11 protein-coding genes are annotated in these 13,315 nt (G+C 37.7%); 3 read left to right on the top strand and 8 right to left on the bottom strand.

Features of this window, described 5'->3' with window-relative positions; genetic code table 11:
- Nucleotides 1-7: 7 nt before the first annotated feature.
- Both D9O48_RS10745 and fumC read left to right on the top strand, forming a co-directional pair.
- Entirely contained in the window at nt 8-1,009 is a 1,002-nt protein-coding gene (locus tag D9O48_RS10745; protein WP_126972979.1) for a LacI family DNA-binding transcriptional regulator, read from the top strand.
- Between the two features lie 70 nt (nt 1,010-1,079).
- The gene (fumC, locus tag D9O48_RS10740) at nt 1,080-2,477 is read left to right on the top strand and encodes a class II fumarate hydratase (protein ID WP_126972978.1); all 1,398 of its coding nucleotides are present in this window, start codon (nt 1,080-1,082) and stop codon (nt 2,475-2,477) included.
- Nucleotides 2,478-2,516: 39 nt separating this feature from the next.
- Here fumC and D9O48_RS10735 read toward each other — a convergent pair whose 3' ends face one another.
- The 6 genes from D9O48_RS10735 to D9O48_RS10710 form a co-directional block, all read right to left on the bottom strand.
- Nucleotides 2,517-3,167 carry a lipoprotein signal peptidase gene (locus D9O48_RS10735; protein ID WP_126972977.1) on the bottom strand — a complete coding sequence of 217 codons (651 nt, stop codon included), beginning with the start codon at nt 3,165-3,167 and terminating at the stop codon, nt 2,517-2,519.
- 172 nt (nt 3,168-3,339) lie between these two features.
- Nucleotides 3,340-5,826 (bottom strand): bifunctional UDP-N-acetylmuramoyl-tripeptide:D-alanyl-D-alanine ligase/alanine racemase, encoded by a 2,487-nt coding sequence (locus D9O48_RS10730; protein ID WP_158624868.1) that lies wholly within the window; start codon nt 5,824-5,826, stop codon nt 3,340-3,342.
- A complete protein-coding gene (locus D9O48_RS10725) occupies nt 5,804-6,742 on the bottom strand; it encodes a TerC/Alx family metal homeostasis membrane protein (RefSeq protein WP_126972975.1) in 939 nt (312 codons plus the stop codon). The genes D9O48_RS10730 and D9O48_RS10725 overlap by 23 nt, the downstream gene beginning before the upstream one ends.
- A 71-nt stretch (nt 6,743-6,813) precedes the next feature.
- Nucleotides 6,814-8,520 carry a gliding motility-associated ABC transporter substrate-binding protein GldG gene (gene gldG / locus D9O48_RS10720; protein WP_126972974.1) on the bottom strand — a complete coding sequence of 569 codons (1,707 nt, stop codon included), beginning with the start codon at nt 8,518-8,520 and terminating at the stop codon, nt 6,814-6,816.
- A gap of 10 nt (nt 8,521-8,530) precedes the next feature.
- Nucleotides 8,531-9,259, bottom strand: a complete 729-nt coding sequence (gene gldF, locus D9O48_RS10715) for a gliding motility-associated ABC transporter permease subunit GldF (protein WP_126972973.1) — start codon at nt 9,257-9,259, stop codon at nt 8,531-8,533.
- 169 nt (nt 9,260-9,428) lie between these two features.
- Nucleotides 9,429-10,637: a cysteine desulfurase family protein gene (locus tag D9O48_RS10710; RefSeq protein ID WP_126972972.1), complete on the bottom strand. Its 1,209-nt coding sequence runs from the start codon at nt 10,635-10,637 to the stop codon at nt 9,429-9,431.
- 65 nt (nt 10,638-10,702) lie between these two features.
- On the opposite strand from D9O48_RS10710, the gene mce reads away from it, so the two are divergent.
- Nucleotides 10,703-11,104 carry a methylmalonyl-CoA epimerase gene (gene mce, locus D9O48_RS10705; RefSeq protein WP_126972971.1) on the top strand — a complete coding sequence of 134 codons (402 nt, stop codon included), beginning with the start codon at nt 10,703-10,705 and terminating at the stop codon, nt 11,102-11,104.
- A 1-nt stretch (nt 11,105) separates the two neighbouring features.
- On the opposite strand, the gene rnc is transcribed toward mce, so the two are convergent.
- Nucleotides 11,106-11,876 carry a ribonuclease III gene (gene rnc / locus D9O48_RS10700; RefSeq protein WP_126972970.1) on the bottom strand — a complete coding sequence of 257 codons (771 nt, stop codon included), beginning with the start codon at nt 11,874-11,876 and terminating at the stop codon, nt 11,106-11,108.
- 88 nt (nt 11,877-11,964) lie between these two features.
- A complete protein-coding gene (gene fabF / locus D9O48_RS10695; protein WP_126972969.1) occupies nt 11,965-13,221 on the bottom strand; it encodes a beta-ketoacyl-ACP synthase II in 1,257 nt (418 codons plus the stop codon).
- Between the last annotated feature and the right edge of the window lie 94 nt (nt 13,222-13,315).

Here is a 13,315-nt window from a genome sequence, read left to right as displayed (position 1 = left end):
GAGTGAGATGTCGAAAAAAATAACAACAATAAAAGAAATAGCCCAACAACTAAACATATCCATTTCAACCGTATCAAGAGCACTCAATAATCATCCGAGTATCGGAGCCAATACAAAAGCTGCCGTTAAGAAAAAAGCAGAAGAGTTAAACTATCACCCCAATCAAACAGCTATTTCTTTTAAAAGTAGTCGTACCAATACGATTGGGGTAATAGTACCCAATCTGAAAGAAGAATTCTTCGTTTCTATACTTGCAGGCATTGAAGGCGTTCTCCGTCAACAAAATTACATTGCACTTATCACGCAATCGCACGATTCTATGAATCTTGAAAAAGAGCTGGTAGCGTCTATGCTCAAATACAGAGTAGACGGTTTATTAGTTTCATTGGCAAAAGACAATGATTCGCTGGCTCATTTTGAAAAATTGAACGAACTCGACCTGCCAATAGTTTATTTTGACCGCGTTCCGCTTTATCAGGATATCAACTACATTATGTGCAGCATATTTCATTCAACTGTAGAAATGATTCAGAGTTTAAATGAAAAAGGACACCAACGGATTGCTCTTATTTTGGGACCCGAAAACTTTCCTGATAAAAATGAACGCTGGATGGGTTATAAAGAAGGATTAAAAAAAATTAATCTGGATTATCTCGACGAATACGTTCAACATACCGATTTTACCTACACTTCTACATTAAATGCCATTAACCATTTAATGAAGTTACAGGAGCCCCCCACTGTTATCATTACAGTAAATGATTATGTTGCATTAGATGCATTCAAAATATTGAAGTCTTACAACACACCTGTAGACATAGCCAGTTATGCTAATATTTCTTTTATAGAATATCTTGAAAAGAAACCGGTCATTTCTATCGAACAATTTCCTACATCACAAGGAAAAAAAGCTGCCGGCTTATTATTAGAGCTCATACGGGCGAAAGAAGAACAAAAAAAACCGGCTCCCCAACAAATTGTGTTACGCAGTAAATTAATTCAACGATAAAGCTGATAAATTCTTGCAGAAAGCTTACAATCAAACTTACAATTAACTAACTTTACTCAAATTTTTTGACATGGAATACCGCATTGAAAAAGATACTATGGGTGAGGTGCAAGTGCCTGCCAATGCATTATATGGTGCTCAGACGCAAAGAAGTATAGATAACTTCAGAATAGCACAAGACACTAACAAAATGCCTATTGAAATTATTCGTGCGTTTGCCTATTTGAAAAAAGCTGCTGCCATTACCAATTTTGAAGCTGGTGTACTTTCTGAAGAAAAATCGAAACTGATCGGTCAGGTTTGTGACGAGATTCTGGAGGGTAAATTAGACGAATGGTTTCCACTAGTAGTTTGGCAAACAGGTTCGGGTACTCAATCAAACATGAACGTAAACGAAGTGGTTGCTTACAGAGGCCACGTTATCAAAGGAGGTTCACTAACAGATAAAGAAAAGTTCTTACATCCGAACGACGATGTAAATAAATCACAATCTTCAAATGATACTTTCCCTACAGCAATGCATATTGCTGCTTACAAAATTCTTTTAGAAGTTACTGTTCCGGGTATTGAAAAACTAAGAGATACGCTCGACAAAAAGTCAAAAGCCTTTATGAATGTGGTGAAAATAGGAAGAACACACTTCATGGATGCGACCCCATTAACTTTAGGACAGGAATTCAGCGGATATGTATCTCAATTAAACCACGGTTTAAAAGCTATCAAAAATACTTTAAGCCACCTGAGCGAGTTAGCATTGGGCGGTACAGCAGTTGGAACCGGTATCAACACCCCTGAGGGTTATTCTGAAAATGTAGCAAAACATATCGCTGATTTATCAGGATTACCATTTGTAACTGCCGAAAACAAATTTGAAGCGCTGGCGGCACACGATGCCATCGTTGAAGCACACGGTGCGTTAAAAACAGTTGCTGTCAGCCTGATGAAAATCGCCAACGATATCCGTATGTTATCATCAGGACCACGTTCAGGAATCGGTGAAATCTTCATTCCTGATAATGAACCGGGGTCTTCCATCATGCCGGGCAAGGTGAACCCAACCCAGTGCGAGGCATTAACAATGATTGCTGCACAGGTTCTTGGAAATGATGTTGCCATTAACGTAGGTGGAGCTACCGGTCATTTCGAATTGAACGTATTCAAACCGATGATGATCTACAACTTCCTGCATAGTGCTAAATTATTAGGAGACGGTTGCGTTAGCTTTAATGATAAATGTGCAGCAGGCATTGAACCGATCGAAGCAAACATTAAAAAACATTTAGATAATTCTTTAATGTTAGTGACTTCACTGAACACTAAAATCGGTTATTATAAAGCTGCTGAAATTGCCCAGAAAGCCCACAAAGAAGGTACTACCTTAAAAGAAATGGCTGTAAAATTAGGATATGTTACTGCTGAAGAGTTTGATCAATGGGTGATCCCTTCACAAATGGTAGGAAAAATATAAAAAAAGGGTCGGTGTTAACACCGACCCTTTTTTTATATTTTATGCCAGCTTTTCTTGCTGAACTTTTTTTGTTTCTTTCGTTTCTTTAAAGAATTTCTTTTGAAAGATAAGAATGAAAATAATACTCAAAGAAATTGATGCATCTGCAATATTGAAAATCGGAGAAAAGAACGTGAATCGTTCTCCACCCCATATCGGAATCCACTCAGGCAATACTTTATTCTCAATGATCGGCATATACAACATATCTACCACTTTCCCATGAAACAGGGTTGCATATCCACCTTCCGGAGGAAACATAGTTGCTAAAGGAAGCCCGTATCCGGATTTTGCAAATATTACTCCATAAAAAATACTATCTATCAGATTTCCTGCAGCACCGGCATACATTAATGCAACACAAACAAAAAATCCTTTATGGTATTTAGGGTTATTATAATTCTTAAAAATAAACCAGGTACCGAATGCTACGGCAACCAATCTGAAGAGGGTTAACGCCAGTTTCCCGAACTCACCACCGAATTTCCAGCCCCATGCCATACCTTCATTTTCGATAAACAGCAAACGAAACCATGAACCCAATAGAGGAATCTGCTCGCCATATCCCATAGAAGTTTTCACCCAGATTTTAAGAGCCTGGTCAATAATTAATACTGAAAAAATAATTATCCAAATCGTTCTTAACTTCACAATTAACAATTTAAGTTATCAAAGATAATAGTTATCTAGAGTCGCCCATCAACACGAAGGTTAAATTAATCTACAAAAACTTAATCTCCCTGTCTGGCTTTAATATTGGCAATACTCTTTCTACAATTTATAGCAATAGTCTGAAAGTACGGTATAGAGCTTCGTTAATTTCTTATCCTGTAATATAAACTCTTTTTACCCGATTACTGATTCCTGTCAAAATCTCGTACGGAATTGTTCCGGATATTGCACTTAATTCTTCCAACGAAACATTTTCACCCCATAACTCGGCTTCATCCCCTTCCTGTACATTAGGTATTTCAGTTATATCTACCATTAACATGTCCATGCAGATAGTACCTATAATGGGTGCAAAATACCCGTTTATCCAAACCTTTCCAACCCCATTTCCCAATGTTCGCGGATAGCCGTCTGCGTATCCGATCCGTAAAGTAGCAATGGTACGTTTGGTGTTTACCTTTCCTTTACGTCCATAGCTGATAGTAGTACCGGCTTCTACCTCTTTTATCTGTGCAATAGTAGTAATCAGGCTCACGACTGTTTTTAAATCTTTACGGAATACAGGTGTAACCGCTAATCCGTACATGCCAATTCCCAACCGAACCATATCCAATTGCAAAGATGGGTGTCTGAGTATTCCGTTGGTATTTAGAATATGCTTTAAGAAACGATATTCAATTACTTGAGAAATTAGCCCTACAATTTTTTGATATTTAGCAAATTGTTCTAAAGTGTAATTATCATGTATCGGATCTTCACTTCCTGCCAGATGACTGAATACAGATTGTATTTTTATTGCCGGATGAACAAGCTGTGGTAACAGCTGCTCTATTTCTTTTTGCTCTAATCCCAATCGGTTCATACCGGTTTCTAATTCTATATGTACAGGATATTCCTGTATTTTATTTTCTTCAAGATAGCTCAATAACTTTGACCAGATATTCAAACTGTAAACGACTGGTTCCAGATTATATTCTATTAATCGCTCAAATGAATGATATTCTACATTCATCACCATGATCGGCAGCTGAATACCTTTTTGTCTTAATTCAACCCCTTCGTCTAAATACGCTACCGTAAGATAATCGATTCCCTGGCGTACTAACACCTCAGCAATCTCATATGCGCCGGTACCATAAGAAAATGCTTTCACCATTCCCATGCATTTCACTCCGGGCATCAGGTGCTTCTTAAAATATTGAACATTTTCTATCAGATGTGGAATCATTACTTCTATCCGGGTATCATGACTCTGGAACTCCAATGACTTTACCACACGTTCCAATGAATAATTTCGCGCTCCTTTTAAAAGAATTAATTCTTTCGGCTGGATATTATTACGTAAATACCGGATTGCATCGCTCACTTCTTCAAATACCTGTAGGTTTTCAAAATGATTCACCGGAAGAGACGCTCTGTTCAGGTACCATTCTTTTCCTATTCCAATGAGACGCTGAAACCGGTAGTGATTCAAAATATCAAAAACCTCTTTTAACCATTGCTGACCGGTTCTTCCCGTTTGATCAAAATCTGACAACACCAGCGTCTTTATTTTTGTTTGATCAAAACCTGCCAGATAATCTAAAGCTATTTTTAAAGAACCGATATCTGCAGAGTAAGTATCGTCAATTAACAATGCATCATTAGATAGTTTTTTCAATGTCATTCGCATCGGAACCGATCTTAATTGCAATAGTTTCTCCTGTATTTCATGTGGAGGATACTTCAAATACAATAGCAACGAAATACAGTGCATTGTATTTTCGATGGATGCTTTATCTATAAAAGGTATTGAAATATCAAAAGTATCTTCATCGAATTGTATTGTAAGACGGGTACTGTCTGAACCGGTTATTACATTCTTCAAATAAACATTGGCTTCCGCTTTTCCACCCCAGGTAAAAAAAACAACCGATTCATCTGTTACGTATTCTTCTACTAATTCGGCAGAAGTAATCACTACTGCTGCGTTCTTGAAAAGCAATTTTTTTTCATCAAACTTTTGCTGGAGACTGTTAAACCCAGCATCATGTGCATGACCGATATTGGTTAAAATACCGATCGTCGGTTGAATAATGTTTGCCAGCAGCTGCATTTCATTAACAGTAGAGATGCCAGCCTCGAATATAGCCAGTGTACTTTCCTCGTTTATTTGAAAAATACTGAGCGGCACTCCTATCTGTGAATTAAAACTTCTTGGGCTGACTGCTATCTTTTCATGCTTTTGCAGTAGTTGATACAACCATTCTTTTACAATGGTTTTTCCATTACTGCCGGTTATTCCGATTACAGGAATTGTAAACAGAGAACGATAATAACGGGCAAACTGTTGTAAGGCAACTACTGAGTTTTTTACAACGATGTAGTTAACATCATTGAGTTGATTTAACTGTTCTGTTTCCTGAACAATAAACATACGAATACCCTTTTCGTATGCTGTTTGAATAAAACGATGCGCATTAAAATGTTCACCGTTAATAGCAACGAAAAGGGTATGATTATTTAAAACCGGAGTTCTTGTATCAATACTAACAGCCTCTACCCGCATTTCGGGGTCATACACGTGAAACTCTCCATCCACCACAGAAGCTATATCCTTAAAAAGAATTTTCAGTTTATTGTTTATTTTGTTTCTCAAGTCTCTTATTCACCATAAGTGAATATAGAATCGAGCCGGTTATACATAATACGATTACACCCAGTGATATATAAATCGGAATATGAATGTGGAAGTAGGTTACCAGCATTTTCAAACCGATATATACCAGCACTATTGCAATTCCATGTTGTAAATACTGAAATTTATTAGCAGCCCCTTTCAACAAAAAGAATAAAGATCTTAGTCCTAATACTGCAAAAATATTAGAGGTATAAATGACCATTTTATCAGTTGAAATGGCGAACACCGCGGGAATTGAATCCAACGCAAATACGATATCCGTTGTGGCCAGCATTACTACCACCACGAAAGTGGTGGTATAAAAGGTTTTACCGTCTATTTTTACTCTGAAGCGGCCTTCACCATCGTGTGCTACCAGAGGAACTACTTTTTTCAGAAACTTATACACTTTGTTCTCGTTCATATCCACCTCTTCGTCGTGACTGGCTCTGAACATGGAAATACCGGTGTACACGAGAATGGCTCCGAAAATGTATAATAACCATCCGAAACGGGTTACCAGTTCAATACCAACAGCAATGAAAATGATACGGAATACAATCGCCATTAAAATACCGATGAGTAAAACTCTTGGTATATAAGACTCTTTCACCCCAAAAAAACCGAAAATGAGAATAAATACAAAGATATTATCAATACTCAATGACCATTCCATCAGGTAAGCACTTAAATACTCCAACGCTTTGGTACTTCCGTCCTCAAACCACATGAACACGAAAAAGCCTAAAGCAAGTGAAACCCAAAAGAGCGTTTGATACAACGCTTTTTTAATAGAAATCTGAGTAGATTTTTTACTTAGTAATCCTAAATCAAAAATCAGCGCTAATATCACTACTACGCCGAATACAAGGTAAGTTATTTGTTCTGGTGTCATGAATTGTTAAATATGAATTACAAAGATCGAAACAAGCAATCTAATAATATCAGTTTCTTATTAAAAAAATTTTAAGATTGATATTTTCTTCTTCTGATTTGCTGGAAAACGGCTCCAAACAGCATCACCGTTAACACCGGAACTACTGTGCAAATCAGCTGCCACTTCCCTTTCTCTGTTTCCACACGTTTGGGATCTAACAACCTCAACGAATAATCTTTATTGCGAGCCATTAATATGCCTGAATTATTCACCAGATAATCAATTGAATTAGCCAGAAAGTCGTGATTTGCATATCGTTGCTGCGTAAACTGATTCATTCCCATCGGCAAAGGCCCCTGTTGTTGGGTAAAAACATTCGAAGCAACGTCGGCATCACTGATTACAATCATTTTATTATCAGTCATTGCCTCGGATAAGTATGGCTGCTCATAAAAAAGGCTAAAGCTATCTAATACACTTTTCGATAATCGATTGCTATACAGAGACTTAAACTTTCCTTCCAGTAAAATAGCAATCGGTATCGGGCCCGATTTAAACGTTTTCAGATCATCCTCGGTCTTTACACTGTTTAATGATACGATTGCCGGTGTGCTTAATATTCTGGCTGCATTGGAAGTATTGAGTAATACGGTTTTTTGAATACCGGCTGACTCCACCGTATCTAATGATTGTGGAAATAAACTCAGTACATAATCGAGATTTTTCACAATCGGATGTTCGCTGCCGCTACTCAACAAAGGAAAATAATACCACGGCGCCAGCTGCATCTGCGGTTGATTGCCATAATTACCTATAACCAATGGTAATTGGTCACTTTGAAGATCCTGTACCAGGTCGCTGTTCAAACGAACACCATATTTGAATAAAATATCATCTAATTTCAAGTCTCTGTCGAACGCTACAAAATCACTTTGCACCCGCATTAAGCTGTCCATCTCAGCATACAGCTTATCAACCATCCATAAAACTTTTCCTCCATTCATGATATACTGATCGAGTTTCAGCTTCTGACGGTCGGTAAACGGTAGTGTTGGTTTCATCATTACCACTGCATCAAAATCAAGCGGAATGATATCTACACTATCAATCGGAATAAATCCGAATCCGTAATTAGGTTTTATTACCCCTTCAATTAAATCATATACATTATAATTCAGAGGCTGTCCGTTTCCTATAAGGTAACCTACGTTTGCTACATCTGTACGGGTAATTTTTTCAATCGTACTTGCAAATTTGTATTCCATCAATGCTTCTGCTGCATTTAAAGTACTGAAGGGATCACCATCTACCACTTTGGTACCCTGTAAGAAATCGATTGGTAAAATTCTATTCTGATATTTTACCAAAGCTCCCGGAAACAAATAACGCTGTTCTTCACCTTCCCCTTCCTTTGCTTTCATTCGAACGTTGGTTGGGCTCATTCCTAATCTTATTAATGAGTCCATCGTAATACCTTCGGTAGAATCACTGGCAGAAGGACGCAGGTATTTAAATGTAATCTGCTGACTATTGATCTGCTTAAACTCTGTTAATAAATCACCGGCCGTATTTCTGAGACGTTTAAAACCTGCAGGCATATCTCCGTCTAACAGAATCGTAATTTCTATCGGTTCATTTATTTTAGCAATAAGATTTTTGGAAGGTTCGGTTAATGTAAACCTTTTTTCTGCAGTCAGGTCAATTCTTGTATGCACAAATGATGCGAGCAGATTAATAACAATTGCTCCACCGATGATATAGATCCAGAAATATCTTGAGTTGAAAATATTCTTCATGATAAATGCCTTAAGCCGTTCTTTTTTCGAGGTTTCTGATAGTTAAAAGTGCAAATGCGCCGATTAGAGTAAGGAAGTATACAATATCTCTTGTATCTACTACTCCTCTGCTGATACTTCTGTAATGAAAGTCTATTCCAAACATTTCAATGTAATAATCTGCCCCTGCTTCAAAAACAGGAATAGAAGCGATAGCACTAAATGCGCCGTACCAGATGAATGATAAAAAAGCAGCCAGAATAAATCCGACAACTGCATTGGCGGTGATGCTGGAGCTGAATACACCTATTGCCACGAAAGAAGCAGCCAAAAGATACAATCCGATGTACGAACCGATTGTTGCACCAACATCAATACCTTTTGTTTCAGCTAATGACTGAATAGCCCATACATACAAAACGGTAGGAAGAATCGCAATAAACACAACTAACAAGGCGCCGAAATATTTTCCCAGTACCAATTGCGATAATTTCAAAGGTTTGGTTTGAAGAATTTCAAAAGTTCCCTGTTTAAACTCATCCGCAAAACTGCGCATGGTGATGGCAGGCACTAAAAACAATAAAATTAAAGGAGCAGTTTGAAAAAACTTTTCTAAAGTTGCATATCCGTCTTCCAGAATATTTCCGTTGGGAAATACAAAAAGTAATAATCCGGTGAGAATTAAAAATACGATGATGGCAATATAGCCGGTCAAACTACTAAAAAACTGTTGAAATTCTTTTTTACAAATCGGCCACATGTTTAGAGAATATAGGTTTTATTGAATATAACGACATTTTAGACGAATCAATACATTTATTTCAGGAAATCTTTGAAATTGATTTGGAAGTAATAAATTTTATTTTTAGTATTGTTATCTAAATGAATCAAAACTAACTGTACCCCCTCTCCCTATGAGAGGGTTTTTTTTATTTCCAATGCTGTAGATTTTCTCTCCCTTCCTGATAATTTTTCCAAATATAACTCGCGGCTCTTACTTCACTGATTCCCTTACGGAATATATTTACGGCTTCGTCAATTTGCGCCTCCGTTGTATTACGTCCGATACTGATTCGAAATGAAGCTGCCGCTCTGTTTTCGCTATGTCCCATTGCCAATAATACATAACTGGGTTTATTGAGATGAGCAGTGCACGCACTGCCGGCACTAATACCAATTTTATCTTTTACTGCAGCAAGTATAGCTTTTCCTTCAGTGTAAAGAAAAGATACATTAACCGTATTGGGTAATGAAACATCTATATTTCCATTGACAACTGTTTGTGGAATAGTTAATAACTGCTGTAACAGTTTTGTTTTAAGAATGGTGTATTTTGACTGAATATCAATTAATTCAGCAGTAATTATTGAACAGGCCTTACCCATTGACACAATTCCCGGAACATTTAATGTACCGCTGCGTAAGCCTTTTTCATGACCACCTCCAAATAAAAAAGGAGCCACTGTTACCCGGGGTTGTTTTCTTCTGATATACAAAGCACCGGTTCCTTTTAATGCATAAATTTTATGCGCAGAAACCGCCATCAGATCAATTTCATCGGTGACCACATCGATTGCTATTTTTCCTAAAGCCTGTGTAGCATCACAGAAGAAAATAACACCATGTTTTTTAGCAATTTTTCCGATTGATTGAACCGGATGAATAACACCAGTTTCATTGTTGGCATACATTAATGCAATCAGAATGGTGGCGGGTGTAATCGATTTCTCTAATATATCCAGATTGATATTTCCCTGCTGATCGGTAGCTAAATAAGTAATCTGGTAACCTTCTTTTTCCAAAGCATTACAAGTATCCAGCACTGCTTTATGCTCTGTAACAGCAGTAATGATATGTTTTCCTTTATGCTGATAAGTTTCGGCAACACCTCTGATCGCAATATTGCAACTTTCGGTAGCGCCGCTGGTAAAAATAACTTCCGACTCATCTGCCCCGATACATTTAGCCACTTCACCGCGTGCGATTTTCACCGCATTGGCTGCATAGGTACCCAAGGAATAAGTATTACTGGCGGCATTACCGAAAAACTCCGTCATATAAGGCAATGCGGCTTGTAATACCCTTTCATCACAGGGAGTGGTAGCGTTGTAATCAAGGTAAATAAATGAAGTATTCAATTATTTCGTTTTGCTCAAATTTACTTGAAAATTGTAGGTATTTTTACTGAAACTATTTTCTTCTTATGTTAAAAGTAGAACATATTGGCATTGCCGTACAATCGCTTGACGAAATGATTCCTTTTTATGAAAAGTTATTAAATACGCCCTGTTATAAAACTGAAGTAGTGGAGTCAGAAAAAGTAAATACTGCCTTTTTTCAAAAGGGGACTACTAAAATAGAGTTACTGGAAAGTATTTCCGAAGACGGTGTTATTGCTAAATTCTTAGAGAAAAAGGGCGAAGGCATTCACCATATTGCTTTTGAAGTGGAAGATATCGAAAGTGAAATGAAGCGGTTATCAGACGAAGGTTTTCAGCTTTTACAAACGGTACCTAAAGAGGGAGCAGACAATAAACTGGTTTGTTTTTTACATCCTAAATCAACAAAGGGAGTACTTATTGAACTCTGTATGGAGAGAAAATAAATTATTGAGCGGGTTTATTATTAGCTGCAGGAGTTGTTGAGTCATTCACGTCTTCTTCGCTTTTTAATAAGCCCAGCTTTTCCAGGGCAACAACAGCAGCCACCTGACTGGCGTCTTTTTTATTAAAAGCTTTTCCTTCTCCCAAACTTACGCCATCAACAACAGCTCCGATGGTGAAAAGTCGTCTTCCTCCTTCAATTTTTTCATTGAGCGTAACAAACTCTAATGTTTTACCGAGTTTATTTGCCCAGCCGTAAAGTTTGTTTTTGTGATTGATTTCAAGGTTCTCGAGGTCGTCCATGTAGAAATGCGGGATAATTACATTTCTAACAATCCATCTTTTGGTTTTAGTGAAACCTAAATCGAGGTAAATAGCACCTACTACCGCTTCAAGCGTATTACCAAAAATCTGGCTCATTTTTAATGAACTGTCGATTTTATTGTAAATGGTAATTCGTTTTAAACCCATTTTAACTGCTATCTCATTGAGTTTATTACGATTAACCATCTTACTTCTCATTTCGGTAAGAAAGCCTTCTTCTTTGTAGGGATATTTCTTAAAAAGATAATCAGCCACCACAGTACTTAATACAGCATCACCTAAATATTCCAGTCGTTCATTATTCTCATCTGCATTGTCGCGGATAGAACGATGCGTCAAAGCAGCTTTATATAACGCAATGCGCTTAGGAGTAAATCCAAGCACATTACGCAAGCTTATCTTGAACGAATGATTCTCATCCTTTTCAAATAGACGTTTGAGAATACTCACTATAAAGTAACATTTTAGATGATTGATTAATATATAAACGAAGATATAGCATCTTCCTAAATATATTAACAATATTGTAAGTTACTGACTAACCTTTATATTTTTTCACAATTACGCAGGCATTGTGGCCTCCGAAACCGAAGGTATTACTCAATGCAGCATTAACTGTTCTTTTCTGAGACTTATTGAAAGTGAAGTTCAGGTTATTGTCTAGCTCAGGATCGTCAGTAAAGTGGTTAATAGTCGGAGGTATTTCGTCGTTCACCACACTCATGATACAAGCGATTGCTTCAATTACACCGGCAGCTCCTAAACAGTGGCCTGTCATTGATTTGGTAGAGCTGATATTTAATTTATAAGCATGTTCGCCGAATACTTCCGTAATCGCTTTTACTTCTGCTATATCTCCCAGCGGAGTAGAAGTACCGTGTGTATTCACGTAGTCGATTTCAGAAGCCTGCATTCCGGCATCGTCGAGGGCTGACAACATTACGTTTTTAGCACCTAAACCATCCGGATGCGGAGCGGTGATATGATAAGCATCAGCAGTAGCACCGGTACCTGCAATTTCGCAATAAATTTTTGCACCACGTGCAATTGCGTGCTCGTATTCTTCTAAAATTAAAGCACCGGCAGCTTCACCCATTACAAAACCATCACGGTCTTTATCGTATGGACGGCTGGCCGTTTTAGGATCGTCATTACGCTCACTCATCGCTTTCATTGCATTGAAACCACCCACACCAGCTTCGCTGATAACACTTTCAGATCCACCCGTAACAATTGCATCGGCTTTACCGATACGAATCAGGTTAAAGGCTTCCATGATAGCGTTAGTAGAAGAGGCACAGGCACTTACAACGGCAAAGTTAGGACCGCGCAGTGTATGACGCATTGAAATATGCCCAGACGCAATATCTAAAATCATTTTAGGAATGAAGAATGGATTAAATCTAGGAGTTCCATCCCCACCTGCAAAAGCTTTTACTTCCTCCTGAAAGGTAATTAAACCTCCAATGCCGCTCGCAAATACAACACCTACCCTGTCTGGGTTAAAAGACGGTGAATTCTTGATTTGGCTATCTTCAATGGCCTGATCAGCTGCAACAATGGCAATCTGTGAGAAACGGTCTAACTTTCTAGCTTCTTTTTTATCTAAAAATGCCGTTGGATCAAAGTTCTTCAATTCACAGGCAAATCTTGTTTTAAATTTAGAAGCATCAAATAATGTAATAAAATCAGCTCCGGAAACACCGTTCACTAAGCCATTCCAGTATTCTTGTAAGTTATTTCCCAGGGGCGTTAGTGCTCCAATTCCGGTTACTACGACGCGTTTTAATTGCATAAATGATAAGTCAACGAGGATATTTTAAAAAGGAAAAAAACCCGCCTTTCATTCCCTTAGGAAAGGAAAGACGGATTTAATTTATTGCATCTGA

The organism is Gynurincola endophyticus (genome assembly GCF_003991195.1).
GTDB classification, from domain to species: Bacteria; Bacteroidota; Bacteroidia; order Chitinophagales; family Chitinophagaceae; genus Gynurincola; species Gynurincola endophyticus.
The sequence above is the reverse complement of the archived record's forward strand: the minus strand, read 5'-3'. Positions and strand labels throughout refer to the sequence as shown.

Bases quoted from the DNA above. Each gene is read 5' to 3' on its own strand.
- D9O48_RS10745 (WP_126972979.1), top strand. From the start codon at position 8: ATGTCGAAAAAAATAACAACAATAAAAGAAATAGCCCAACAACTAAAC.
- fumC (WP_126972978.1), top strand. From the start codon at position 1,080: ATGGAATACCGCATTGAAAAAGATACTATGGGTGAGGTGCAAGTGCCT.
- D9O48_RS10725 (WP_126972975.1), bottom strand. From the start codon at position 6,742: ATGACACCAGAACAAATAACTTACCTTGTATTCGGCGTAGTAGTGATA.
- gldG (WP_126972974.1), bottom strand. From the start codon at position 8,520: ATGAAGAATATTTTCAACTCAAGATATTTCTGGATCTATATCATCGGT.
- gldF (WP_126972973.1), bottom strand. From the start codon at position 9,259: ATGTGGCCGATTTGTAAAAAAGAATTTCAACAGTTTTTTAGTAGTTTG.
- mce (WP_126972971.1), top strand. From the start codon at position 10,703: ATGTTAAAAGTAGAACATATTGGCATTGCCGTACAATCGCTTGACGAA.
- fabF (WP_126972969.1), bottom strand. From the start codon at position 13,221: ATGCAATTAAAACGCGTCGTAGTAACCGGAATTGGAGCACTAACGCCC.